Source organism: Klebsiella indica (assembly GCF_005860775.1).
GTDB classification, from domain to species: Bacteria; Pseudomonadota; Gammaproteobacteria; order Enterobacterales; family Enterobacteriaceae; genus Klebsiella; species Klebsiella indica.
In genome coordinates, this window is record NZ_VCHQ01000027.1 from 170,485 (window position 1) to 197,217 (window position 26,733).

General features: G+C 48.4%; 21 protein-coding genes and 1 pseudogene. 10 read left to right on the plus strand and 12 right to left on the minus strand.

The annotated features are described in order from the left end of the window. The first annotated feature begins 2 nt into the window (after window positions 1-2). The 4 genes from citD to citG all read left to right on the plus strand — a co-directional run bounded on the left by citD (window position 3) and on the right by citG (window position 3,594). Window positions 3-296, plus strand: a complete 294-nt coding sequence (citD, locus tag FE839_RS20110; RefSeq protein ID WP_138362547.1) for a citrate lyase acyl carrier protein — start codon at window positions 3-5, stop codon at window positions 294-296. Further along, on the plus strand, window positions 293-1,168 hold the full coding sequence (gene citE / locus FE839_RS20115) for a citrate (pro-3S)-lyase subunit beta (protein ID WP_138362548.1): 876 nt from the start codon (window positions 293-295) through the stop codon (window positions 1,166-1,168). Before citD ends, citE begins: the two co-directional genes overlap by 4 nt. 10 nt (window positions 1,169-1,178) lie before the next feature. Continuing rightward, on the plus strand, window positions 1,179-2,702 hold the full coding sequence (gene citF / locus FE839_RS20120) for a citrate lyase subunit alpha (RefSeq protein ID WP_138362549.1): 1,524 nt from the start codon (window positions 1,179-1,181) through the stop codon (window positions 2,700-2,702). A gap of 64 nt (window positions 2,703-2,766) precedes the next feature. Continuing rightward, a complete protein-coding gene (gene citG / locus FE839_RS20125) occupies window positions 2,767-3,594 on the plus strand; it encodes a triphosphoribosyl-dephospho-CoA synthase CitG (RefSeq protein ID WP_138362550.1) in 828 nt (275 codons plus the stop codon). A gap of 160 nt (window positions 3,595-3,754) precedes the next feature. On the opposite strand, the gene araD is transcribed toward citG, so the two are convergent. From araD to yiaK, 6 genes are all read right to left on the minus strand, one after another. Beyond that, entirely contained in the window at window positions 3,755-4,450 is a 696-nt protein-coding gene (araD, locus tag FE839_RS20130; protein ID WP_138362551.1) for an L-ribulose-5-phosphate 4-epimerase, read from the minus strand. Further along, window positions 4,444-5,304 (minus strand): L-ribulose-5-phosphate 3-epimerase, encoded by an 861-nt coding sequence (locus tag FE839_RS20135; RefSeq protein ID WP_138362552.1) that lies wholly within the window; start codon window positions 5,302-5,304, stop codon window positions 4,444-4,446. Before FE839_RS20135 ends, araD begins: the two co-directional genes overlap by 7 nt. Then, a complete protein-coding gene (gene ulaD / locus FE839_RS20140) occupies window positions 5,304-5,960 on the minus strand; it encodes a 3-keto-L-gulonate-6-phosphate decarboxylase UlaD (RefSeq protein ID WP_138362553.1) in 657 nt (218 codons plus the stop codon). Before ulaD ends, FE839_RS20135 begins: the two co-directional genes overlap by 1 nt. Further along, on the minus strand, window positions 5,957-7,462 hold the full coding sequence (locus FE839_RS20145; protein WP_138362554.1) for an FGGY-family carbohydrate kinase: 1,506 nt from the start codon (window positions 7,460-7,462) through the stop codon (window positions 5,957-5,959). Before FE839_RS20145 ends, ulaD begins: the two co-directional genes overlap by 4 nt. A 276-nt stretch (window positions 7,463-7,738) precedes the next feature. Continuing rightward, the gene (locus FE839_RS20150) at window positions 7,739-8,206 is read right to left on the minus strand and encodes a NanQ anomerase/TabA/YiaL family protein (protein WP_138362555.1); all 468 of its coding nucleotides are present in this window, start codon (window positions 8,204-8,206) and stop codon (window positions 7,739-7,741) included. Window positions 8,207-8,217: 11 nt separating this feature from the next. Further along, complete coding sequence (gene yiaK, locus FE839_RS20155; RefSeq protein ID WP_138362556.1) at window positions 8,218-9,216, minus strand: 3-dehydro-L-gulonate 2-dehydrogenase; 999 nt, start codon at window positions 9,214-9,216, stop codon at window positions 8,218-8,220. Window positions 9,217-9,463: 247 nt separating this feature from the next. Here yiaK and FE839_RS20160 point away from each other — a divergent pair, with 247 nt between their 5' ends. Then, window positions 9,464-10,276 carry an IclR family transcriptional regulator gene (locus FE839_RS20160; protein WP_138362557.1) on the plus strand — a complete coding sequence of 271 codons (813 nt, stop codon included), beginning with the start codon at window positions 9,464-9,466 and terminating at the stop codon, window positions 10,274-10,276. 30 nt (window positions 10,277-10,306) lie between these two features. Here the strand turns inward: FE839_RS20160 and FE839_RS20165 are convergent, their stop codons facing one another. Together FE839_RS20165 and FE839_RS20170 are read right to left on the minus strand one after the other, a co-directional pair. Beyond that, window positions 10,307-11,179 carry an SMP-30/gluconolactonase/LRE family protein gene (locus FE839_RS20165; protein WP_138362558.1) on the minus strand — a complete coding sequence of 291 codons (873 nt, stop codon included), beginning with the start codon at window positions 11,177-11,179 and terminating at the stop codon, window positions 10,307-10,309. Next, entirely contained in the window at window positions 11,179-12,600 is a 1,422-nt protein-coding gene (locus FE839_RS20170; protein WP_138362559.1) for an MFS transporter, read from the minus strand. Before FE839_RS20170 ends, FE839_RS20165 begins: the two co-directional genes overlap by 1 nt. Before the next feature lie 1,085 nt (window positions 12,601-13,685). Here FE839_RS20170 and FE839_RS20175 point away from each other — a divergent pair. Then, window positions 13,686-14,642 (plus strand): IS5 family transposase, encoded by a 957-nt coding sequence (locus FE839_RS20175; protein WP_171034930.1) that lies wholly within the window; start codon window positions 13,686-13,688, stop codon window positions 14,640-14,642. 87 nt (window positions 14,643-14,729) lie between these two features. Then, window positions 14,730-15,358: pseudogene (locus tag FE839_RS20180) on the plus strand (SulP family inorganic anion transporter); the annotation flags it as partial. 574 nt (window positions 15,359-15,932) lie between these two features. On the opposite strand, the gene FE839_RS20185 reads toward FE839_RS20180, so the two are convergent. Both FE839_RS20185 and FE839_RS20190 read right to left on the minus strand, forming a co-directional pair. Beyond that, window positions 15,933-16,844 carry a LysR family transcriptional regulator gene (locus FE839_RS20185; protein ID WP_138362561.1) on the minus strand — a complete coding sequence of 304 codons (912 nt, stop codon included), beginning with the start codon at window positions 16,842-16,844 and terminating at the stop codon, window positions 15,933-15,935. A 493-nt stretch (window positions 16,845-17,337) separates the two neighbouring features. Next, window positions 17,338-18,711, minus strand: coding sequence for a carbohydrate porin (locus FE839_RS20190; protein ID WP_241675653.1), 1,374 nt, complete (start codon window positions 18,709-18,711; stop codon window positions 17,338-17,340). Between the two features lie 887 nt (window positions 18,712-19,598). On the opposite strand from FE839_RS20190, the gene FE839_RS20195 reads away from it, so the two are divergent. The 3 genes from FE839_RS20195 (at window position 19,599) to FE839_RS20205 (ending at window position 23,973) form a co-directional block, all read left to right on the plus strand. Next, window positions 19,599-20,303: a cyclase family protein gene (locus FE839_RS20195; protein ID WP_171034931.1), complete on the plus strand. Its 705-nt coding sequence runs from the start codon at window positions 19,599-19,601 to the stop codon at window positions 20,301-20,303. A 48-nt stretch (window positions 20,304-20,351) separates the two neighbouring features. After that, window positions 20,352-21,656, plus strand: a complete 1,305-nt coding sequence (locus tag FE839_RS20200) for an MFS transporter (RefSeq protein WP_138362563.1) — start codon at window positions 20,352-20,354, stop codon at window positions 21,654-21,656. 355 nt (window positions 21,657-22,011) lie between these two features. Then, window positions 22,012-23,973 (plus strand): NAD(P)/FAD-dependent oxidoreductase, encoded by a 1,962-nt coding sequence (locus tag FE839_RS20205; RefSeq protein WP_138362564.1) that lies wholly within the window; start codon window positions 22,012-22,014, stop codon window positions 23,971-23,973. Window positions 23,974-24,187: 214 nt separating this feature from the next. Here the strand turns inward: FE839_RS20205 and FE839_RS20210 are convergent, their stop codons facing one another. Both FE839_RS20210 and FE839_RS20215 read right to left on the minus strand, forming a co-directional pair. Then, on the minus strand, window positions 24,188-25,765 hold the full coding sequence (locus FE839_RS20210) for an FAD-dependent oxidoreductase (protein ID WP_138362565.1): 1,578 nt from the start codon (window positions 25,763-25,765) through the stop codon (window positions 24,188-24,190). Between the two features lie 100 nt (window positions 25,766-25,865). Further along, a complete protein-coding gene (locus FE839_RS20215) occupies window positions 25,866-26,408 on the minus strand; it encodes a flavin reductase (RefSeq protein ID WP_138362566.1) in 543 nt (180 codons plus the stop codon). Between the last annotated feature and the right edge of the window lie 325 nt (window positions 26,409-26,733).

The window sequence follows — 26,733 nt, forward strand, 5'->3', positions numbered from 1 at the left end:
TTATGAAAATTGTTAGGGAGGCGCTGGCAGGGACCCTGGAGTCCAGCGACCTGATGGTAAAAATAGCCCCTGCGGAAGGCGAACTTGACGTCGTCGTGCGCAGCGAAGTAATTAAGCAGTTTGGCGAGCAGATCCGCCAGGTGGTGAACGCCACACTGCGGGCGATGGATGTCCACCAGGGCTTAATCATCATTGAAGACAAAGGCGCGCTGGATTGCGTGATCCGCGCCCGTCTGCAAAGCGCTATTCTGCGCGCATCTGAGGCCACGGAAATCGACTGGGGGAAACTGCTATGAAAAAGCTTCGTCGTAGCATGCTATTCCTGCCAGGCGCTAACGCCGCCATGCTCTCCACCGCCTTTATCTATCGCCCGGATTCGATCATGTTCGATCTGGAAGATGCGGTCGCCCTGCGTGAAAAAGATACCGCGCGTCTGCTGGTCTTCCATGCATTGCAGCACCCGATGTATCAGGATATTGAAACGGTGGTGCGTATTAACCCGCTGAATACGCCATTTGGCTTGCCGGATCTGGAGGCGGTGGTGCGTGCCGGCGTGGATGTGGTGCGTTTGCCGAAAACCGATACCCCGGAAGATATCTACGAACTGGAACGCCATCTGGAACGTATTGAACTGGCCTGCGGTCGTGAAGTGGGTTCCACCCGCGTGATGGCGGCGATTGAATCGGCTGTCGGTGTCATAAACGCGGTGGCGATCGCCCGCAGTTCTCAGCGCCTGATTGGTATCGCGCTGGCCGCTTTCGACTACGTGATGGATATGCAAACCGAACGCGGCGATGGTACGGAGCTGTTTTACGCCCGTTGCGCCGTGCTGCATGCCGCCCGCGCCGCAGGTATTGATGCTTTCGACGTGGTGTGGTCAGACGTTAATGACGAAGCGGGTTTCCTGCGCGAAGTCGAGCTGGTACGCAAGATGGGCTTTAACGGTAAATCATTGATTAACCCTCGCCAGATCGATCTGCTGCATAACGCTTATGCACCAACCCGGCAAGAGGTCGACCACGCTAAATTAGTTATCGAAGCGGCAGAAGAGGGCGAACGCAACGGCCTCGGCGTGGTGTCGCTGAACGGCAAAATGATCGATGCCCCCATTATTAATCACGCGCAGATGGTGCTGGAACGTGCGGCTGCGTCCGGCGTGCGTCGTTAAGGACTGAACAATGAATCAAACAGAGCTTCTTCACGTTAATTTTCCCCATCTGCGTAATTTAAAACCCTTTGAGAGCGCACATACCGCGACGCCATGGCTGGCGGACATAAACAGTAAACACACGCGTAAATTGTGCGCCTCGCTGGAAGACGCCATCGCGCGTTGCGGCCTGAAAGATGGGATGACTATTTCATTCCACCACGCTTTCCGCGAAGGGGACCGGGTGATCAATAACGTGGTGGCGACGCTGGCGCGGCTGGGATTGAAAAACCTGACGCTGGCTTCCAGCTCGCTGATGACCTGCAATGACGCGTTGATCGCGCATATCCGCAGCGGCGTGATCTCGCGGATCTACACCTCCGGGATGCGCGGCAAGCTGGCGGAAGCGATCTCTCACGGTTTAATGGCGGAGCCGGTTCAGATTCACTCTCACGGGGGGCGTGTGAAACTGTTGCAGGATGGTGAGCTGAACATTGATGTCGCGTTCCTTGGCGTACCGTGCAGCGATGAGTTTGGTAACGCCAACGGTACGCAGGGGAAATCCGCCTGCGGTTCGCTGGGTTATGCGATGGTGGACGCGCAGTTTGCCAAAAAAGTGGTGTTGCTGACCGAAGAGCTGGTGCCATACCCGAATATGCCAGCCAGCCTGCGGCAGGATCAGGTCGATCTGATCGTGCAGGTGGAAAGCGTCGGCGATCCGGCCAAAATCAGCGTTGGTGCGGCGCGCGTCACCAGTAACCCGCGTGAATTGATGATCGCCCGTTACGCGGCGGATGTCATCGAGCACTCGGGCTATTTCAAAGATGGCTTTTCCATGCAAACCGGTTCCGGTGCGGCCGCCACGGCGGCGACGCGTTTTATGGAAGAGAAGATGGAGCGCCACGGCGTGAAAGCCCGTTTCGCCCTTGGCGGCATCACCGGCAGCCTGGTGGATCTGCATGAGAAGGGGCTAATCGAAAAGCTGCTTGATACCCAGTGTTTCGACGGCGAAGCGGCGGCTTCGTTGCGTCGTAACCCGAATCACGTCGAGATCTCCACCAATGTTTACGCCAACCCCGCAGGTAAAGCCGCCAGTTGCGATCAGCTGGATGTGGTGATCCTTAGCGCGCTGGAAATTGATGTCGACTTTAACGTTAACGTGATCACCGGTTCCGATGGCGTCATGCGCGGCGCATCCGGCGGCCACTGCGACGTTGCCGCTGCGGCAAACCTGACGATTGTGGTCGCGCCGCTGCTGCGCAGCCGTATTCCGACAGTGGTAAAACGCGTAACCACGCTGCTGACGCCAGGGGAAAGCATTGACGTGCTGGTGACCGACCACGGGATTGCCGTCAATCCGGCGCGCCCGGATATCCGCGAACGTTTACTGGCGGCCGGGCTGAAAATTGTGGATATCGAAGCCCTGTATCAGCGCGCTATCTCCCTGACCGGCGAGCCGAAACCGATCGCCTTTACCGACCGTATCGTCGGGGTGATCCGCTATCGTGACGGCAGCGTTATTGACGTTGTCCGCGAGGTCAAAGAGGAAAATTAATGACCACACTGATGCCCGTGGGAGCGGGCGTCAGGCTGACTGGTTCACGTTGAGAGGTTAACTAATGGCTGCTTTGCTCGCGACTAAATCCTCTACTACTGATGTGCCTGCGCTTGCTGCGCAGGCGCTGCGCATCGAGCTGGATTTAACCCCAAAGCCGGGACTGGTGGACAGGGAGAATAATGGTTCGCACCGTGATATGGATCATGCGCTGTTTGTAAAGAGCATTGCCGCGATTACGCCGTGGTTCACGGAGTTTTTCCGGGCCGGAGAGGCTTATGCGCAGAAGGCGGCCAGCGACCAACTGAGGTTGCTGCGTCCGATGGGCATCGCCTGTGAGCAAGCGATGTTTGCGGCAACAGGAGGCGTGAATACCCATAAAGGCGGTATTTTTTCTCTTGGCCTGCTCTGCTTCGTGGCCGGACGTGTGCAGGGGCAGGGGCGGTTTGTCAGCGCTGATGCGCTCTGTCGGGAAGTCAGTGATATCTGCCGTGGGCTGGTGGCGCGTGAACTGGCCGGGCGTCCGCAGGCGACGACGGCGGGGGAAAAACAGTTTCGCCAGTATGGGCTGACGGGAGCGCGCGGTGAAGCCGAGCGGGGGTTTAATACGGTGCGTCGCGCGATATTGCCGTTCTGGCATCAGGAGCAGGGCGAACGACGGCTGCATAATGCGTTGCTGCGTCTGATGGCCGCTAACCGCGACAGTAATCTGGTGTCGCGCGGCGGCATTGCCGGGCTGCGTTATGTGCAGGATTATGCGATGAGATTGCTGGCTACCGGCTGGGATAGCGGGGCGTTGTCTGAAATGGACAGGGCGCTGATGGCCCGGCGCTTAAGCCCCGGCGGCAGCGCAGATTTGCTGGCGGTCGCCTGGGTACTTGCCGGGCTGTAAACGGTTGGGGCCTGTCTATGAAGGATTCAACTGCTACCAACGTATCCTCGCTGTTTTAGCTCGGCTATTGTGGAAGCCTGGGGGACGCCAGAGGTTAAAAATGTCGCGCTGATAAAAGGATAAGGGCCGAAATTTTACGGCCCTTAATAAAAAAGAGGGATTACTGGCCATAATAGGAGTTTTTACCGTGTTTACGCAGGTAGTGTTTATCCAGTAACTGTGGTTGCATGGTCGGCAATTGTGGGGTTAATTGTTGTGAGAATAGCCCCATATAAGCGCATTCCTCCAGTACGACGGCATTGTGTACTGCATCGGTGGCATCTTTTCCCCAGGCAAATGGGCCGTGCGAATGAACCAGTACCGCCGGAATTTGCAACGGATTCAGCTCGCGTTGTTCGAACGTCTCAATGATTACCTGCCCTGTCTGGTATTCATATTCGTCGTTGATCTCTTTCGTTGTCATCAGGCGGGTGCAGGGGATTGTCCCGTAGAAATAGTCAGCATGAGTGGTACCCCATGCCGGTAAATCTCGTCCCGCCTGAGACCAGATTGTCGCATGCCGCGAGTGAGTATGAACGATGCCGCCAATTTGCGGAAAGCGGCGATAGAGCGCTAAATGGGTGGCTGTATCGGAAGAGGGTTTTTTGTTGCCTTCGACAACCTGCCCGCTGGTAATATCGACCACTACCATATCTTCTGCCGTCATCACCTCATATTCCACACCGGATGGTTTGATGACCATTAAGCCGCGGTCATGATCGACGGCGCTAACATTACCCCATGTAAAGGTGACAAGCTGGTGTTTCGGCAGAGCCAGGTTGGCTAACAGTACGTCGGTTTTCAATTGTTCTAACATTCCAGACCTCCTTCTTGCATGCGCGCTTCTATCCAGTGGCGAGCCTGGATAATTTCCAGAACCGGCTCCTGGGACTTTTCTGTCCACATTTCAATGAGAAAGGCTCCGCGATAATTTAGTTGTTTCAGGGTACGGAATACTGCCGGGAAATCGACACAACCGTCTCCGAATGACACATCGCGGAATTGACCTGGACTATGTTCAGTTACAGGTAAAGTATCTTTTAGATGGATAGCGGCAATGCGATTAATTCCTAACTCCAGCTCGGCGGAAACATCATTTCCCCAGGCGCTGAGATTGCCAACGTCCGGATAAACGCTGAACCATGGCGAGGCGAGCATGGCATCCCATTTTTTCCATTTAGTGATTGAGTTCATAAAAGCGGTATCCATAATTTCCACTGCCAGCATTACCTGCGAGGCGGCGGCCTGCTCGACAGCCCAGGCCAGGCCTTCGTTAAAATTATGTAGAGTGTTATCGTCCTGTGCTTCGTAATAGACGTCATAGCCAGCAAGTTGAATGGTGCGTATCCCCAGATCGCAGGCCAGTTTGATGGCTTTGCTCATGATTTCACGTGCCCGCGTACGGGTTTGTGGATCTCGGCTGCCAAAAGGGAAGCGTCGGTGTGCCGATAGGCACATTGACGGAATGCTCATCCCGGTCTCCAGCATGGCTTCTACCAGCGATATCCGTTGTTCGGTGCTCCATTCCAGCCGGGAAAGACGTTCGTCGGTTTCGTCGACAGACATCTCAACAAAATCAAAGCCGCAGCTTTTCGCCAGTACCAGCCTTTCCGGCCAGCTCAGCAATTTGGGCAGCGCTTTTTCATAGATGCCTAATGGATGGGCGCGCATTATTTATTCCCCCAGATATCAGTAATTTGCTGGTGGAAAGCTGTCGCGACGGATGCCGGTTTTTCGGCTTGAGACAGAGCGCGACCGGCGATAAAAGCTTTGACATTAATGTCGCGAAATAGCGGCAGGGCATCTGGTGTCAGACCACCCGTTATCGAGAGCTCAAGACCAATATCTGACAACATTTTCATTCGTTCGAGATCGGCTTGTCCCCATTGCTGGCCGCTGGCCTGAGCATCTCGCCCTCGGTGATATATGGCCTGACGCACACCGATACTGTGCCAGGCGCGAGCATCGTCCATGGTCCAGTTGCCAAATAGCTCTATCTGGATCTCTCCCCCCATTTGTTGTGCCACATGATGGCCTTTTTCGACGGTGGCGAGCGGCGCGGCACAAATAATCGTCATCCAGTTAGCACCAGCGTCAAACGCCTGTTGTGCCAGTGTTTCTCCGGCATCGGCAACTTTCCAGTCTGCGACGATAAGCTTATCCGGGCATTGTTCGCGTAACGTCCGAACCGCTTTTAGCCCTTCGCACAGACATAAAATGGTTCCGGCTTCGATAATATCGACATGGCTCTGTAACAGAACGACATCGTGCAGAGCTTCGGTGAGGCGGGTATGATCGAGCGCCAGCTGTAGTAATGGTCGGCTCATGAGTTTTGCTCCTTAATACGGGCGTGATACCCCTGTAAAGCGCTAATGAGAAGTTGGTAATGGCGATATTTTTGTTGGTAGGCAGCGTGGGCTGACATGTCGGGGGTGATAGTCTGGATAGTGTGTTTGATGGCGTCCTGGGCGCTTTGAACATCCGGATAGATCCCGTATCCCACCATCGCCATTAGCGCCGCTCCAGAGCAGCCTGTCTCTTCTACTCGCGGTAATTCCAGGGTGAGGCCGCTAACATCTGCCAGCATTTGCATCCACACGGCGGAATGGGTTGGTCCGCCTGTCACCCGTAGGGTATGCACGGCGGTAAATCGTTCTAGTATGCGATTAAGGTGGGTCATGTGACTGAATACGACCCCTTCGTAGACTGCCTGCAGCAAATGCGCGCGGGTGTGCAGCGCCTGCATGCCGTAAAAACCAGCGGTCATGTCCAGACCCGCATTGCTGCCATACAGGAAGGGTAAGAAAAAAATTTCACTCTGTGCTTTCGGAAGCTGGGCGATTTGCTGATTCATCTCCTCGAAAGAGATATCGCCCCATTGCGCGGTGAGCCATTCCAGATTGCCGGAAGAGGTTGGACTGGCTTCATGAACAATGTATTTCCCGCTACTGGCATAACGCCCATAAACATATGGATGCTTTTCGTTATTCCTGATGGTATTAGCGAGGCCGCTGGTCACCGCCCAGGTACCCATTACTGCATTCAGTGTATGTTCGTCATTAAGCCCGGCGCAGATTGCGGTAGAAACCACATCAAATAGTCCGCCGACAACGGGAGTCCCCGCTGCAAGACCGGTTATAGCAGCTGCCTGAGGGGTGATTTCTCCGCAAATCTCTGTGGAAGCGACAATCGGGGGGAGGGCGTGATCAATGTCACTGATGCCCAGCCAGCGGGTCAGTTGCGGATCATATTGTCCGCTGGACATATTATAGAGATTGGATTCAGAGATATTACTCTCTTCGCAACCCTTTACTCCGGTAAGTTGCCAGCGTAAATAGTCGTGCGCCATCATGATGCAACCAATGTTGCTATAACGCTCTGGTTGATGCTCTTTCAGCCAGCGTAGCAACGAGACCGGGTGCCCGGTCCACAGGGTCTGGCGCGTGATTGGATACAGTTTTTGCGGGACTTCATCCTGTTGCCAACGACGCACGATATCCAGCGCCCGTCGGTCGGAAGAGAGCATCGCATTACCCAGAGGCCTGTCGTTTTTATCAAGTAGAAATAATCCCTTACCTTGTGCGGAAATACCTACGCCACAGACTTGCCCACTATTGACTTCGCAACGCTGCAGTAACTGGCGGACAGTTGCGGCGCATGCTTGCCAGAGAATACTCATGTCGCGCTCGGCATACCCGGCTTTAGGACTGATGGTTTGCAGGGCCTGACGTTCGATCGCGTGCTCCTTCCCTTCCCGATTGTATAAACCGGCTTTCAGATATGTACCGCCACAATCGATGCCAAGCCAGAAAGACTCTTTTTCACTCATACTTAAATCCCGATGATTGTGATGTCGCCGGGCCGTACGCTAATGTGCGCCAATTGACCGGGCAGGCTTTAACTCAATAACTAGTTGCCGGAGACATGAGGGCAAAGAGCCTCCCTGATGCAATCGCAACAGGTAGCGACACCGACATTTTTAATCGCAGCATTAATAATTTTCTATATATAAAATATTAATCAGGAGTAATTGCTTATTATTCAGATAGCGATGCTACAAATAATCCCGATGTTATTTATTCCCGTTGTATGGTTGTTTGAATCATTACTCCAGTTCACTGACCGCGATCTTAACCACCACTTTGCGTATCAGTGTATTGCTGGTCTTATTACACGCCGGGCGGTGAACATCTTGTGGGAAAAGAATGGCATAATTTCCAGGGATCATTTCGAGGAAAAATTCATTCTGTACTTGTTGGTAAAAAATAATATCCCGATCTTCAAGGTATGATGCGGCTATTTCATTATGACCGTTATCAGAGACTACACCAATTCTTTCCGCGCCACTCAGCAGATAATGAATATCCAGATAACGCCGGTGAACTTCCGGCTGGTTTTGCTGGCTGTCACAGGTAGTGAGCTCAATGAGTTGGGCATACATTTTACCGCCATCAATTTCTATCACTCCAGGCGACAGATTATGAAAATCGGTGGTACGTAAAAAATCGAGCCCCTTTTCAATCGCTGCCGGGAAACGGCAGGGATTGGGTTGTGACAAATGACCGAAAATCATGGTTTACTTCCTTACAGCGCTTGTATTTTTGCCCAGACGCTATCATCAATGGTGATTCCGTTGCGACGATTCGCTTCTTGCAGTTGAGTAAATTCGTGTCCTGGCAGACGAATCGCGACATTTTCATCAGCACGTTCGGCTGTGGTTACAAAATCCATAATGCGCTGAAGTTTTGCCTCGCGAGTAGCGCCATCGATCAGTCTATCTACTTCAACCGCGATAAAGATCTGAGAAACGCCGTACTCATCGGTGTTATCTTGAGTCACTTCCGCGACTGATGCCCCGTTGGACAGTAGCGTGGCAATCATATCCAGAACGATGGACAACCCCGATCCTTTCCAGTAGCCCATTGGCAGAATGCGGCGATTCTGCTCAATAACACCGGGTTCTCTGGTTAAGTTACCGTCGTTATCAAAACCGCCATCAACCGGTAATTCACGGCCAGCCAGACGGTTAACTTCCAGCATGCCGTACGAGAACATCGACATCGACATGTCAATCATGGTGATCGGCTTGCCAGGAATGGCGACAATCAGCGGGTTTGTACCGATACGGCACTCTTTTGAACCCCATGGCGGCATTACTGCGATGGAGTTTGTCCAGCAAATACCGATATAGCCTCGTTCCGCCGCCTGCCAGCCGTAGCTGCCGCCGCGCATCCAATGGTTGGCGTTACGCAGTGCTACCAGACCGATCCCGTGATCGGAGGCCAGATCAATTGCGCGATCCATCATCTTTTTCGCGGTTAGGTTGCCTATGGATCGTTTGGCGTCCCACTGCTCAATCGCCCCGAGGCTAATCACTCGTTCAGGCTGGGCATCGGCGATGATATCGCCTTGATCCAGTTGTTGAATAAAACGCGGAAAGCGATTAACGCCGTGGGAATAGACGCCTGACTCGGTCGTCCGGGCAAACATCTCGGCACATGCATCTGCGGTATCAGCCTTTACGCCACGGCTACACAGCACACGATTGAAGGCCTCTTTTAACTGCTCAAAAGTCACTTTCACCGCTGTTCTCCTGTTCTGCGAGAAATAATGTGATTGCTTTTTTATCTCTTAATTTCAATATGCGAAATCATATTTCAAATATAGCGATTATGGTCTGAGATGTCAAAAACAGATTTTTTTTAAAAAACACTTATAATCAATACCTTATTATTTTTGGCACGGGTTCGTGAATTGAAATACGCTTTGCGCTACTATCAATCCACGACGGAACGCACCGCAGCCGCCAACTAACCGTAAAGAGGACGTCATGACGCAAGAGAAAGAGAGGCCAGCAGGCAGCCAGAGCTTGTTCCGGGGACTGCAGTTACTGGAAATTTTAAGTAATTATCCCAACGGCTGTCCGTTAGCCCATCTCTCTGAGCTGGCGCAACTGAATAAGAGTACGGTGCACCGTTTGCTGCAGGGCTTACAGTCATGTGGTTACGTCAAACCGGCGCCCGCCGCGGGGAGTTATCGGTTGACGACGAAATTTATTGCGGTCGGCCAAAAAGCGCTGTCGTCGCTGAATATTATCCACGTTGCAGCGCCTCATCTTGAAGCCCTTAATCTGGCGACCGGAGAGACCGTTAATTTCTCTAATCGTGAAGACGATCACGCCATCATGATTTATAAGCTGGAGCCGACTACCGGTATGTTGCGTACCCGTGCTTATATCGGTCAGCATTTGCCACTGTACTGCTCGGCGATGGGCAAAATTTATATGGCTTTTGGCCAGTCGGAATATGTTGCTCAATACTGGGACACCCATCAGCAAGAAATTCAGCAGCTAACCTGTAACACCATTACGCGGCTTGATGATATGCAGCGAGAGCTGGCCGAAATTCGCGCCCGGCACCAGGCTAAGGACCGGGAAGAGAATGAATTAGGCGTATCCTGCGTCGCGGTGCCGGTTTTTGATATTCATGGCAGGGTGCCTTATGCCATTTCTATTTCACTTTCCACGTCGCGCCTTGAGTTATTAGGCGAACATAACTTGCTGGACGCTTTGAAAAAAACAGCCGCCGATATTTCCGGTGAACTGGGTTTTGTGACCACTGAACATGCTGCTGGCGAACAGTAAGCGCGCACCGCTCGCGATGCGCAACATTCGCTAGTTGACTGCCCCCCGGGTATTCAGACGAATATGGTACAGAGAGCGAGTAGCGGTAATAAATAACTCATCATTTTGTGGACCACCGAAGGTACAGTTGGAGACCCGCTCGGGCACCGGTATTTTGCCGATAACCTGGCCTTGTGGTGCCAGAATAACAATCCCATCGGCACAACTGCAGAACACATTGCTTTGATAATCCACGCACAACCCATCCGGAAATCCGGGGCTGATATCGGCAATGTGATGGTGTCCACTGCCGAGTTGATAGCCCTCAACCGGGTAGGCGCGTATTTCTCGCCGCCCTTGAGTGGGAAAATCGACAATCGACATATCTGCAACATACAATGTTTTTTCATCAGGCGAGAATGCCAGCCCGTTGGGGCGCTGGGTATCACTGGTCGCGATATACACCCTGCCATCCCACGGAGTAAAGCAATAGACATAACAGCCGATTATCTGACTTTCTGATTTATATCCCTCTTCATCGCCGATGATGCCGTAAGGGGGATCGGTAAACCAGATACTGCCGTCTGAGCGTACCACCACATCGTTAGGTGAATTGAAGCGTCGGCCTTCGATTTTATCCACTAGTAGTGTGACTTGCCCGTCCTGTTCTGTGCGGCTGATTCCCCGACGTCCGTGCTCGCAGGTAATAAGCCTCCCTTGGGCATCGCAGGCATTACCGTTGGCGTAGTGTGAAGCTGACCGCCATAGCGTCACCTCGCCATTTGGCTGCCAGCGAAACATACGGTTGCCTTTAACATCGCTGAAAATGACGCACTGTTGTTGGGGGAGCCAGATTGGCCCTTCCGCCCAGATAGCTGGCGAACAAAGACAGGTGAGTATGCTATCGGATAACAAGAGTTCCATTATTGCCTCACTGCGCTGGTGTCGGATATCAGACCTTCTTCGGCGGCAATATAGTCAGTTAATTCACTGTAATTTTTGCGCCGTTTATTCAGTTCACTGGAAACCATCAGCATAGTTTCACGGTTTACCCGCAGTAATTTGACGCATCCGGCGGTTAACAAATAACCTACTGCGGGCATAATAAAGAAAGACATTTTAATGATGGTTAATGTGGCTTCTGTTTGCTGTGGCTGCCCGCCATGGTAGTTGCTCCATGCGAGTACAGAGCTAACCAGCGCACCGGATATCGCCAGACCAATTTTTAACGCAAGGAAATTGCATGAGAAGTTTATCCCGGTTAAACGTTTACCGGTCTTCCATTCACCATAATCATCCACATCAGACATGATTGACCAGTTAATTGGTTGAGCAACCTGGTGAACGATATTCAGAATAAAATAGGTAACCGTTAGCAGGATGCGCTGCTCTGGATTGATAAAGTACATCCCGGCAGACCACAAGAAGAGAAAGACACTGATCCAGAAAAAGATCTTTAATTTACAGAAGCGATCGCTCAGTGGTTTGGCCAGGGCGCTACCTATGATCATACCCACCACGCCGATACTCATAAATATGGTAATGAATTCGCTATCGGCTTTCACCACATAGGTTAAAAAGTAGAGTGTTGCCGCCATGCGAATAAAGCCTGGTAGCACGTTAGTGAATGTCAGTAGTAATAACTTTATCCACTGATCATTTTTCAATATATCTTTCAGGTCGTTAAGCAACGAATCGTTATTTTTAGGGATAACGGGGACGACCCGTTCTCTGACCAGTTTAAAACAGAAAATAAATAGTACCAGTCCAACACAGGTCAGGATGGATACCGCGCGATGATAGCCCAGCGCCTGGTCTCCTTTGCCCAGAAGTTGCACCATTGGCAGTAAGCTGGTGGTTAAGATTAACGTTGCCACCCCAACGCCCATAAAACGATAAGACTGGCAGGAAACACGATCCTGATCGTTGTAACTGATGACGCTACCCAAGGAACAGTAAGGAATATTAATAAATGAATAGGTTATTGACATAAATAGATAAGTTGCAAAGGCATATACGACTTTACCGGTATAGCTGAAATCTGGCACCGTAAACATCAATACGCACAATATGGCATAGGGAAAGGCAAAAAAGAGAATATATGGGCGGAATTTCCCCCAGCGGCTACGGGTTCGGTCTGCTAGCATACCGATTAAAGGGTCAGAGACCGCTTCAATCACCCTGACGCCAAGCCAGATTGCTGCTACTGTAGCGGCGGTTAGCCCATAAACATCGGTATAATAGTAATTAAGAAACAGGAAAACTGCGCCACCGACAATATTGCAGCCAGCATCGCCCATTCCATATCCTATTTTTTCAAGGATACCCACGCGTTGATTGTTCATGTACCTGTCCTTTTCTCCGGGCAATAATGTGTTACTGATGAGAAAGTGAATAAAACGGTAAAAATATACTTAATATATTTCAGCAAATTACAACGGTGCCAGTTGATGGCTTTGCAAGGCCTATATGCCGGTGATGAGCAGCGCTGCGGATCACATCATCTATTTCTAATGTTCGTTGCTACTGTGTTGCCAGGAGCTAGTCTATGAGCCAACAATGAGCAAGCGTAACCGCTTTCGGAGGCATTATCATTAGACGTTTGATGAACATTGATGTTGATTTTCGACCTTTTAATTTCACTATGTGGAATGTGATTTCAAATATAGGCCTATTCCAGAACCAAGTCAAAAGATTGTTTTTTTAAAAAGTTTATGTAAATCATTTGGTTATAAATGTTTTGTTGTATTCGTGAAGTAGATCTCATTTTTGCTATCTTGAGGGGATACTGGCAAGACCAGGCTGCAACATTTCTGTTTCATTCCATTAAACGATATGTTTATAGTTAGCCTCATGACATCTATATTACAGTCTGCTGTATGCCAAATATTTTATTCCACAGTGCAGACGAAAAATTGATAAAGACCACGATAGATTTCCTCATTATTGTATTCACTGGTGACTGTCTGGAGCCTGCTCTGGCCCTGCCATTGTGCGGAACATAAATATATCCAGGCTCTTCACATCAAACGGCTCACATCCAGTGAGATCTGCGTCATGAAGGTGTTCAAGTTCCATTTTTCCTGATCAGTGATGAATGTTTACATGTCAGACGCATGACCCTCTATTGTTGAAAAACAGGTATTGTGAAATCTAATGTTTTCAATAAAATTATATAGATAAATATTATGTTGTTTCCTGGTTTATGAAAAATAAAGTGGTATATTCCATAAAGTTGAGTACTTAAGAAATATATATAATGAAAGGGCTATTTATAATAATTTTTTTATTTTTGAAAAACATTTTTTCTGTAGCCAGGGAAACGCATCAAAAAGAAAGGATGTCCCTACAATATGACCAAAGAATGCAAATGTTGCTTCATTTGCCAGCATGCCGAAAGCTTTGTTGAATAAATCGAACTTTTGCTGAGTTGAAGGATCTGATCACGCATCCTCCCGACAACGCAGACCGTTCCGTGGCAAAGCAAAAGTTCAAAATCACCAACTGGCCCATCTACAACAAAGCCCTTATCAACCGTGGAGCCCTCACTTTCTGGCTGGATAATGAGGCGATTCAGGCTTGGTATGAGTCGGCAACGCCTTCCTCGCGGGGACGCCCTCAGCGCTATTCTGACCTTGCCATCACCACTGTCCTGGTGATTAAACGCATATTCCGGCTGACCCTGCGGGCTGCACAGGGGTTTATTGATTCCATTTTTTCCCTGATGAACGTTCCGTTGCGCTGCCCGGATTACAGCAGTGTCAGTAAGCGGGCAAAGTCGGTTAATGTCAGTTTCAAAGCACCCACCCGGGGTGAAATTGCACATCTGGTGATTGATTCCACCGGACTGAAGGTTTTTGGTGAAGGCGAATGGAAAGTCAAAAAGCACGGCAAAGAGCGCCGTCGCATATGGCGTAAGCTGCATCTGGCTGTTGATGGCAACACACATGAAATCATCTGCGCAGACCTGTCGCTGAACAACGTCACGGACTCAGAAGCCTTCCCGGGTCTTATCCGACAGACTCACAGAAAAATCAGGGCAGGGGCTTACGACACCCGTCTCTGTCACGATGAACTGCGGCGTAAGAAAATCAGCGCGCTTATCCCTCCCCGAAAAGGCGCGGGTTACTGGCCCGGTGAATACGCAGACCGTAACCGTGCAGTGGCTAATCAGCGGCTGACCGGGAGTAATGCCCGGTTGAAATGGACAACAGATTATAACCGTCGTTCGATAGCGGAAACGGCGATGTACCGGGTAAAACAGTTGTTCGGAGGTTCACTGACACTGCGTGACTACGATGGTCAGGTTGCGGAGGCTATGGCCATGGTGCGGGCGCTGAACAAAATGACGAAAGCAGGTATGCCTGAAAGCGTGCGTATTGCCTGAAAACACAATCAGCTGCGGGGATACTTACCCGAAATCTGATTTATTCAACAAAGCCTCGTGATGATTACAATGCTTGTCTGGTTCGGTGGTATAGACGTCCCTACGGTGGGCGAGGACGGTATAATGATGCCAGGCCTGCCTGACTGGAATCGACTAAGCGTGCCATTAAACCTTGAGACGCTGTACATAGTGTTCCCCACGGCGCTCAGTATGGCACTGGTGGGACTGATGGAAACATTGCTGACGGCAAAACTGGTGGATGCCCTGACCGACAGCCCGTCTGATAAAACCCGGGAATCCTGGGCGCTTGGCATTGGTAACCTGCTGGCGGGGTTTTATGGTGGTGTGGCTGGCTGCGCAATGATCGGTCAGACTATGGTTAATGTTGAACTTGGGCGTGCCCGCACCCGATTATCCACGATGGTGGCAGGAATCGTGTTATTGCTGCTGGTCACTGTACTAAGTGATCTGATGGCCCGGATTCCGATGGTGGTTCTGGCTGGCATCATGGTGGTGGTCTCTCTAAAAAACATCGACTGGCACAGCGTACGGCCAGTCGCCCTGAAAAAATGCCTGCTTCTGAATCTTTCATCATGCTGTTATGCTTTGGCGTAACAGTGTTTACCGCCAATCTTGCTTTGGGCGTGATTGTGGGCTCCGTCATGGCAATGTTGCTATTCGCGCGCCGCGTGTCGCATGTCATTAACGTCACCCGAACGCAGGGGAAGTTTCAGGAAGGTAAACCACGCGTAGATTAATCCGTTAGCGGTGGGGGATGACATTGTTATTACGTCTGCGTTCAGCGCGAACGCAAAGGATTCCGGGGCGTCGGATATCCCCCCGGTTATACGCAACGCCAGCGTCCACCCGGCCTGGCGGCAGGGAATGCAGGTGGAGATTTCTTTTTTTTGCCGGTCAATAATGGCATTTTCTGTTTCAGGAAAATGTATTTCTTTGATGCCGCCAAAAAAAGAAAGGAATAAATGCTGAATTTCAGCCGTATCGCTCAGCCAGCAACTGGAATACGGTTGTGCTGCATTGGTGTTTTCATACCTGCTACCTTTAATGTCGAGGGTTAATTAATAACGACCGGCATGAACCCTTTCAATTATGTTTTTTCCAATTCATTTTCCGTTTATTAATATGTGTGAGAGGGATCACTATCAGGGGCCGTGCGAGTAATGAACGGGGGGATTTATGCCCGGCGATAAGGTAATAGAGGGGAATGTCGAAAAGTGAGACATGAACGGATATGCTCACTCCTGATGATGGACAGGATAAAAATAATGTTTATACGGCTATTTCTTCAATCGCCATGTATTTTTTAAATTCGCGGACAAATAAATTAATACATGGATTAAAGTTACTTCTGAGCCAGACTAAATCTAGCTCAAACTGGCAGTCTTGTTCCGCTAATTCCAGCAGTACACTGTTACTGCCTAACTGATAGGCTCGGTGTTTTGGCATTAACAACACAGCTTGGGTATTTAATTCAAGATTAAAACAACATGTTTTTAGATTTGGATATTCTCGGTATAGAGTATAATTAAGATTGTGGTTGCTCAAAAATTGAGTGGTGTAATATTCCACCTGTGAGAAATTATGTGGGTTAATACGAATGATTGGCCATTTAGCCACTTCACGCAGTGAAACACATTGCTCCCCGGCTAAGGGGTGTTGTCGATTTACGGCGACACACAATGGGTCTGTCCCAAAATTAACATACGAGAAATTTTCATTTTGCGGCATAAAACTGGGGCGAATTAAAAAGCCTAAATCACATTGCCCATTGATGAGTAAATCTATGGCCTCATCAAGTTCACAGTCCTGATTATCAACCGCAACGTCATGGTGCCTCTGGTGAAAATTATCAACTAATTCAACCAGTTTCTGGTTTATCGCTTCCCCCAGAAATGCGATGGACAATTTTCTGCGGCTTTGGCCTGTGAAGGTGTGAATAACAGATAATGAATTTTCGTATTGGTTTATTATTTTGCGTGCTTCGTCTGCTAATAAATGCCCTGCGCTGGTTAATTCCACCTGATGTGTATCACGGCGAAATAATGCCACGCTAAAAAAGAATTCTAATTCTTTCATATGCCGACTTAACACGGGTTGGGTAATATTTAATATCTGCGCCGATTTTGTGAAATTAAGTTTTTCTGCTAATGTCAGAAATTCACGGAGCCGTTCTATTTTCATGATATCCTCCCCTGGGATGTATATCAATTACGTCAATTCTGACGGACATAAGCATATAGTGAGAATTTATTTACAGTGCGTTGTTCCTTCCATTATGCTCTATTTCCGTTCATCACTGTTGGTATAGTGAAAGAACACTGTCCGGTTTATGTTTAACAATTTATTATGAAGATATTAATAGACTTATTCTTTGTATATTCCTTTTTTTTATTTATGCGTAAAAAGTCACAAACTAACGTGATTTTTTTTGTGTCAGTCGGTAAATTATTACCGGGTAGCAACAAAAAAGAAAATTTAAGATGGATAATTTAACATTTCTAACGCGGACGGCGAATGCATCAAGGGCAAAAAGGGACGCATGCATGGATAAGCGGAATGTGTGAATTATTTGCGGTGAGACAAGGCGGTTTCCCGTCCAGTGGTATCAGGACGGGGTTTTAATGAGTGCGATGGGCGTTTATATATCTCAGTTCCTGAATTGAACGAAATGTTGTTATAAACCAAGTAATTTATCGATCATGACGTTGAGTTGTAGCCAGAACGTATAACCGCTGCGCGGGCTGGAGGCGGTATAAGCGTACTGATATGTGTTGAGCCGCCAGGTTCTGGCCCCGCTCATCTGGATGTTAATTTCGGGTGTCAGCATCAAAGAGGCATCCAACCCAAGTTGGTATTCGTTTTGGGGTTCCTGCCATCCACTACCGCCAGCGGCAATGAATTCATCCTGCAAATAGCGCTGTTTGCTATCAGACAACCTCCCCCAGCGGAAAAACACCCCATAGCTATCTTGTGGCCGGCTTTGCCACGGGGCATTCCAGGTGACGCCCAGATCCGCAAACGTTGTAATGCCTTGATCCCCGTAATGTTTCATCGCCTGGGCTAAACTCCCGTGTACGCTCAGCGCCTCTGGCGAAGGGTTGCTGGGGTCGGACCCGCCATCCCGTCGCCAGAATGTTTTATTGGCGGTAATATAAAACCCGGATACCCCTGTGTGTGTTCTTACTGCGCTCTCGGTATCAAAGACTTTTGAGGTCCCATTGACGGTGTAATAAGGGTCGTCATATTTTTTTAAATTATGGAAAGCCAATATTTCCCAGTTAAATGGATAGGGTTCTTCTTGCCAGGTGATATGCCGGTTTAAATTAGCCAGTAATAAGGTTGTGCCGCTATTATTGCTATCATTTCCCCATTCCCAGCCGCTGGTAAATGGATACGCCTGATAAGTACGCCAGATACCAATATTGGATTTAAGGTTTGGAGTGAAATTCCAGCCGATTCGCGCGCCCCATCCTGCATAAGGTACTGCGCCCATGACGGCGGTGTCGTTCAGCAGTGTATTGATACATGAGATATAGACATTGCAATAATTCAGGCCGAAATTTAAATCTGGATTACTTTTCCCTGCTTCCAGTTCCAGTCTGTCATCCAGTAATTTCTGTTCATAGGTAAAACGCATTAAGTGGGCAACTTTGGGAAGATATGATGGCGGGTTCCCGGCCAGTAAACTCCCCACCTGGTTACCGTATTCAATATTATGAGTAAAGGGGACCCACAGTTGCATAATATGAATGCTTCCTCCGGGTATTAATCCCATTTTGTCTAAATCGAAATCAGCGCCGGCCGTCAGTAAAGTGAAGGATTCCCTTTTATCTGTGATGGAACCGGCGCCGAGGCTACCCAACCAGTTTTCGCTGGCCATAAGATGTAGCTGAACGCCATGGTCCGTCAGCCATTTCCCTGTGTCGGATAGCGGTCGGGTATCATTGTTATTATCATCGGCCAGTACATTGGATGTTGGTATCAAATAAGAACACGATGCCATCATCATAACGATGAGTAGATGACGTTTATTCTTTACTAAAATCATTATTTACCCCCTGAGCATTAAAATTCTTTTTCTACTTATTCACATAATATTTTTATGCGAAATAAATTTCTTACTTTCTGGTCTGGCGCGAAAGGCTATTCCTGTTTCAGGCAGGAATCCATTGGGTTAATATTTACTGATAGAGAAAATTCCTGGGAATAAAATACATGGCGCTATAACGCGTGGAAATTCTTTTTGAAAATGTTGTTATGTATAATTCATATAACAAAAAATGAAGGTGACTTTTGTAGGTGGCTAATATTACTAATAATAACCACATGTCATTTATTGATAACTCGTAATCCCCGTGACAAAAAAGGATGGAAGGGAATGAATAATAGTGTGATAAATGTGCTCTCCGTCAAATAAAAATAATTTTTTTCTATAAATATTGTTATGTATTTTCCAGATAACACAAGTAAAAAAAAGAATTGGCAATTATAAAATTAATAAGGCAGTATAAAAATTGACAAATTAAGTCGTTTTCTTTGACGGTAATTTATTATGTTTTTCTACCCTTGATAGATAATTAAAAGGGTAAGTTGAGTGTTGTTTTATTTAACTCTTTATTTTGTTTATTAAGTTAAAAATAAAAGTAATCAACTGATTTTTTACAGGGGTTTTGTTCATTGCCTGTGGTTCTGAACACCACGAATGGCGGCGTTGTCGCTGATGAATAAGGGAATCCATGCCAGTGATTATCGGAATAGCGGGGAGCATCTGGCATTCATATATCTGTATGTCAATGGCGGTAACTGGTTATTTTGTTTTATGTATCAAAAAGATAACTATTATCAGGAGCAACAACTATGTGTGTACATCAAATGACTGCATCGAACACCCCATGCCAGTGCGCTGTGGATGATGCGTTGCTGAAATTACGAAGCATGAGGGCTGTTGATCTTGCTCCTCGCCTCGAACGAGGTATTCCACGCTGGCCAACACACCCCCATTTTTTTGTCGACCCGACAATTGGTTACGAGCACGACGGCTACTACTGCCAGAGTCTGGTCATGCCGGAGCATATTGGTTGCCATGTTGATGCCCCGGCCCATGTCTCCAGTCAACGTAAGGACGATACGATAGACACACTGCCTGTCGATGCCCTTGTGGCTTCGGCGACGGTGTATGACTTTTCTGACCGGGAGTGGAAGCCTGGCGATTTGCTCACTGCCGATGATATCGAGGCCTGGGAAAAGCGGCACGGTTGTGCCGTGCGCCCGGGTGATATCGCGCTGGTGAATTTCGGCTGGTTGCGGGATTACTGGCGGCGGGACTCCAGGGCGCAATGGTATGCGACGAACTCGCCAGGCATGAATGAAGATGTCGCCATTTTGTTTAAGGAACGCGGCGTTATTGCCGTTGGCGCCGATACCATTGCCTGTGAAGGCGCACTGGTGGAAGGGAAAATTGTGGATATGCCGGGGCACCAGCGCCACTGGCTACCGAATGGGATTTTAATCCTGGAATCTGTCGCCAATATGGAACAACTGTCGAAACAGTGCCTTTTTGTTGCCAGCGCATTACCTATCGCCAGGGGGTCCGGCTCACCCCTGAGGCCGATTGCTTATTGCCCTGATATTGACCATTAATGATATCTAATTAATTGAAAATAATAATTATTTATAAGGCTGGTTAGTATGTTAAATACAGAATCCTTACCGACTACTTATTCGCCTGCCCGTTGGGCGATCCTCGCCGGTTGCTGTTTAACCGGGACCTGTTTTCAGTTAGTGGCGATGTCATATGCTCCGTTACTGGGCGAGATAGCCCGAAATTTACAGGTCGGGCTCCCGGAAGCGGTGCAATTGATGACCTTCTTTATGTTGTTCTCATCGTTGTCTTTTTTTGTCAGTGGGCCATTCGTCGACCGGTGGGGGGCGAAAGCCTCTATTATCGTCAGCATTCTGTTAACGTCCGTGCCGACGCTGGCGACGTTATGGGTTGGCCAGTCTTATTTCGCTGTGGCCATTATTCGGGTTTTGCAAGGGTGCTCTGTGGGGTTTTGCCTTGCGGGGATGGTCCCGCTGATTATGCAGTGGTTCCCTGCCAGGCAGCGCTCGTTTGCGTTGGGTATCACCGGGGCATTTATTCCTTTAGGGGCGATGCTGAGTGTGGTTATTGCGCCGCTGGTCTTTACAATGCTTAAAAGCTGGCAATTTACGATGGCCGTGGTGTCGATAATCCCGTTTGTTTCTCTTATCTATTGCCTGGTTATTTTCCTGATGACCTCCGGCAAGACGCCAGCAGTAAGCGATGAGAATGATGCCCCCGAAGAGGACCCGGCTAAACACTCTTTCAAGTCCGCACTGCTGAGCCGATATACCTGGTTTGGTATTGTCGTGACTTTCCTGGCCAATTGGTTGATGCAAACCATGTTTAGCCTGACACCGTCTTACTTCTCAGAATCAGAACCTGTGGGTTTAGGTTTCGGACCGGTTATTGGGGGGAGCCTGACGACTATTTTGCAGTTTGCGTCTATTGTTGCGCCCATTATTGGTGGGTTTCTTGCCGGGAAATATTTTAGTGGCCGGCCAGGCGGGATTATTATCACCGGCATGATCCTTGTTATCACCTATGGCGCGCTTCAGATAAGCGGCGTTTATAATACTCAGACGTTGTTGAGTCTGTTTCTTATTCTTCCTGGGTTGGGCGTAGGGGGGTTGATCCCCATGATCCAGGCAAAAATCGCCGAATACTATCATCCCCGCATTGTGGGCCGAATGAATGGATTGTGGTTAGGGATTGGTTCTTTTGGCGGAACCGTCGGGCTATTTGTTTCAGCCCAAATGCTGGAAAAGACGGGGACCTATATCACAACGATAAATATTATTATGCTGGTGGCTTTCGTCGGCGCCGTGTTTGCCTTATTGCTGAATAAAAAGCAGCGTAAGGACGCGAAGAAAGTGAAAGATGCTTATCCGGTAAAAGGCCATGGCATATAGCTTTTTCAGAGAAAATAATATTTATTCTTATGCAAGGTAAATAATGGTGCGATGCCGTTTATTCGCTGTTAACAATAAATGTCTGGATTTAAATAAAACAGGATGTTCTGAATTACTAAGTTCAGATCACAATATTAATCTTGATGTTATATATAATTCATAAAATAGACTTGTGTATGGCCGGGCATTGAATATTAGCTATGCGTTATTTTGATTTTTATTATTTTTGGCGAAGTCAGTAAGCATCACGGATGCGTAATCGTCACCTGATAAATCGTTTTTCGATGAATATGCATTAATTAAGGCGCAGTGTGATGAGGCGTAATAGTAATTAAGAACATAAAAAGAGGATAGCATGAGTATATATCCACATATATTTACCCCACTGAAAATAAAAAAGACCGTGTTTAAAAACCGCATATTTGCTTCCCCTGTCACAACGAACCGTATTGCCATAGGGGGCGAGCCCACTCAGGAGGGTATTGACGCTTATGAAACCCGAGCGCGTGGGGGTTTTGGACAGGTTACTTTGACGGAATGTTTTACGGATTTTGAACACGGGGCACGTCATGAGCACGGTCTGGATTTAGTGTCTCCAGGTTTGACGACGCACCATATGGAGTCCATCTATATCCTGGCGGAATCTATTAAAGCGCATGGCGCTGTCGCCTCTATTCAGTTTAACCATGTCGGCGGGGTCAACCATCCCGATGCGATTGGCGGGCGAAATCCCATTGGGCCTTCTGCGTTTATTCGGCCTGATGGTGTCCATGTGGACGAAATGGACGAAGACATGATTTATCATGTCGCGGATAATTACGCGATTGCTTGCGCGTCGGCCAAAGCCATGGGGTTCGATATGGTGATGCTGCATGGTGGGCATGGCTGGTTGTTGTCGCAGTTTACTTCGCCGCTTTCGAATAAGAGGAAAGACAAGTGGGGCGGGAGTCTGGAAAATAGGGCGCGTTTTGCCCGCCTGGTGCTTGATACTGTCCGGCAGCGTGTGGGGGAGGATTTCCTGATTGAATATCGCGTTTCTGGCGATGAACGTGTGCCTGGGGGAATGGGATTGCCTGAGACGATTGAATTCTGTCAGATGATAGAAGATAAGGTCGACCTGATTCATGTGACCAGTGGCATATATCACTCCCATGTGGAAACCAAAGCCTTCTCTTCAATGTTCGATGATCATGGGTGTAATTTATCACTGGCGACCGCCATCAAAAAAAATGTCAGTGTGCCGGTTGTCGCGGTCGGCGGTTTTAATGATCCTGAGCATATTGAACGTGTTTTAGCGGAAGGGTTGTGTGATGTTGTTGCCCTGGGGCGCCAGCAATTTGCCGATCCTGAATTTGTCAATAAAGCCAGAGAAGGACGAGCGAATGAAATTGCGCCTTGCCTGCGTTGTTCCTGTTTTAATCCATTGTCGCCCGATCCCAGTAAACGTCCCTGCGCTATTCCATTTATGTGTACGGTGAATCCCTGGTCGGGCCGTGAATTACGTTTACGTTGGCAACCCGCGCCGCGGGCATCTAAAAATGTTCTGGTGGTTGGCGCCGGGGTGAGCGGCCTTTATGCGGCGATTACTGCAGCAGAACGGGGCCACACTGTTACGCTTGCAGAAAAAAGCGACAAACCCGGTGGGTTATTGTGGTTTACCGATATCGATCCCCATAAGCGTGATTTTGCCCGCTATCGTAATTCATTAGTGGTCAGGGCGAAGAAAGCCGGGGTTCTATTTGAAATGAATACCGAAGTGACGCGGGAATATATTGCGCAACGGCACCCGGATGCAGTGATTTGTTGTGTCGGTTCAACGCCGAAAATCCCGGCGATTCCTGGCATAGAGCATGCCCATCATGCACTGTTTGCTTATTCTGACCTGGATAAAATTGGCGACGATATCATTATGATTGGGGGCGGTTTAACAGGGAGTGAAATTGCGCTTTATTTAGCGGAGAAAGGGAAACACGTCCATCTGCTCGAAATGCGCCATGATCTTGCGATTGAAGGGAATGACAGCCACCGTCGGGCGTTGTTGCCCAGGATGAAAAATAATAAAAATCTGTCCTGGGATCTTAATGTGAAAGTGTGCCAGGTCACTGATAACGGCGTTATTTTCCTGCGGAAAGATAATGAAGAAGTTTTTTGCCCTGCGCAAACTGTTCTGTATGCAGCAGGAATGCAGCCGCGTGATAATGTGGTCAATGAGTTACGCTATACTGTTGATGTATTTACGGCTGCGGGGGATTGCGTCAGACCACGTTTTATTCTAGACGCGACGTATGAAGGGATGTGTGCCGCATTTGATATTTAAATTATTACTACAGACACCTGGCCGATATAACCCCGGTCTGGTGTCTGTATCCGTATTTTACGCTTCGCGGGAAAATCATTTTCTGAGGGTATGTTTATTTTTCCTTGTGGTATAACGCCACCAATTATTACCTCAAATAAACAAGATGGTTTTTTTGAGCGGGGCAATATCCATTATCCTTCCGGGCGCCAAATGAGCGCCAGGCGTATCAGGGCTATTTTTTGTTCAGTGTCGCTTTTATATTTTCGGCCAATTGTTCACCCAGAACGTAACTCAACGTAATTGCCCGGCCATGGCTGAGGCCTGGCGCCATGAGCGGGTATTCATTGGCGAAGAAATTACCTTGTATATTTCCGACCGCGTAAAGCCCCGCTATTTTATGGCCCTGGGTATCAAGAACCTGCATGTCAGGATCGCAATTAAGCCCCCCGAGAGTGACCAGTAAATGAGAGTGCATGGGGATGGCGTAAAATGGCGCTTGTTCGATGGGGAACATCAAGCCCGGTTCTTTATTAAAATCCGTGTCTTTACCCTGGTGGGCCATATCACTGTAGCGTTTACAGGTTGCGACGAACGTATCGGTGGGGAGACCTATTTGCCGGGCAAGCTCGTCCAGTGTATTTGCCCGGAAAAGCTGCCCCTTATCGGCGTGAGCATTCAGTATTTCGATAGGTTCGGTTATCGGGCCATCAAACCCTGTCTGAAATGTTTTATGGTCGCTTTCATAGCGGGAATCAAAAATCGCCCACGAGTGTTGACCGGGCTGGCGAAAACGCCCGTTGACAAGATACTGATTGGGTAATGATTCGCACTGAAAACGTTTCCCCGATTGGTTGACGTGCATGAATGACTGGTTTCCACACATCAGGTCAACATGAAAACCGGGTATTGTGTGGATCATGGCCGGATGCGGCCAGTTTTGCAGGTCGGCATTTATCCATAATGCCTGGGCCAGCACCTCGCCATTATTGCCGCCGTGCGGGTTGTAGGTTTTGATTTCCGCTTTATTGACGATGGGGCACCAGGCGTCAAGCATTTCCTGGTTTTCAGAATATCCTCCAGACGCCAGGATAACCGCGTGGGCGGCGCGGAACTTGATATATTCTCCTTCCTTTGTTTTCCCTGTCGCGCCATTTACCCGACCATTTTCTTCACGCAAGAGTTGTTCACTGGCCACATCATAGTAAAAAGATACGCCAAGTTTTTTGCACTCTTTTTCAATGAATCCCAGGAATGCCTGTTGAGTTGGAATATATTCATTCCCGGTACTGATTTTTTGGTCTGCGTTGGCAAAAATATGGGCAGTTGGATATTGACGATAAAGATCCGGGTAATGTGTGGCGAAATTAAACGTGTCAGCTAACGCGACCTTCATACCATTTGCTTCACAAAGATTAATATAATGGTCAAATACCCGGCCACTCTGGCGTACCCATAGCGCGATAAGTTCAGAATGAACCCTGTTATTTGCAAACCGAATTAAATCTGATAACAGGAGGTCTTCATCAATGTCTTTTCCTGCTTTGCGTTGTAATGTTGAATTTACGGCGCCATTATCCATTCCCCTGGCGGAAAAGGTAGCAAACTTTTCCATAACAACAACTTTCAGCCCCTGTTCCGCCGCCGAATGCGCAGCAAACAACCCGGCGCATCCCGCGCCAATAATCAGAATATCGGCTGTGATGGTTTGGGTGATTTTATTGTCCGGGATAGCAGGGGGCGGCGTTCCCCAGCCGGGAACAGTTAAATTGTTTTGGGCAGGGTAATGTGTTTTATCATATGAAGAAGCCATGATTTCCTCACTTTATTAATTATCTTTACTTTATGGTTAACTTAATTTTATTGTCATCATTAAGCTAAACTGCTCTTTTGCGTGTGGTGTTAAAAGACGGCTACATCGTGGTGTGGTTATTATTAATGTCATGATATTTACGATTGAAATATACTAACGCATCGTTTTTTGGCCATTGAGCAATCGCCACTATTTTCCCGATGAAAATGCTGTGTGTATTTTCATCATGGATGGAAACTAACTCACAATCGAAATTAACCAGGGCATTTTTTAATGTAGGGCTACCGGTGGTTAATCCACACCAGTCACCTGATGCATAGCGTGCTTTCATTTCCATTTTGCTCATGGCAAAAAAATTAGCCTGATTGGCCTGCGCACTGGAAAGGACATTAACACAAAAATGCCTGTTCTGGATAAATAGCGCGTATTGCGCTGATGCATGGCGCATGCAGACAAGCAGGGATGGGGGATCATCGGAAAGGCTGCACACGGATGTTGCCGTGAACCCCCCGCGTCCTGCCGGGCCCTCGGTGGTGATAATCGCGACGGCTGAACATACCTGCGACATAGCGTCACGGAATTGTTCTTTCGTCGGCGGTGTCGTTACGGTTGATTGCTCTGTATGACTATTATCCTCATTCATAAATACCCTCGCTAATATTTTCAGTAATGCTGTATAGATTGTTGTTAATTACAGTTAAGATAAGGTTAATTGTTGGTAACTAAACATGTCGTGATTGATTATACGTAATCATGTCTGGATGTGGTAATTCTTTTTTAATCCCCGTTTATTTAAATTGCGCATGATAAGATAGATTTTCACTGTGATTGTTATCACGAAAACATACCATGGCCTACACGGGAGATATTACGTATTCATGAATATAACGCTTTATTTTTTATTGCGATATGTGGTTTATTTCTTCACTTCCCCCCCCCCCCCTGGTTATGCTGGAATCGCATAGCCG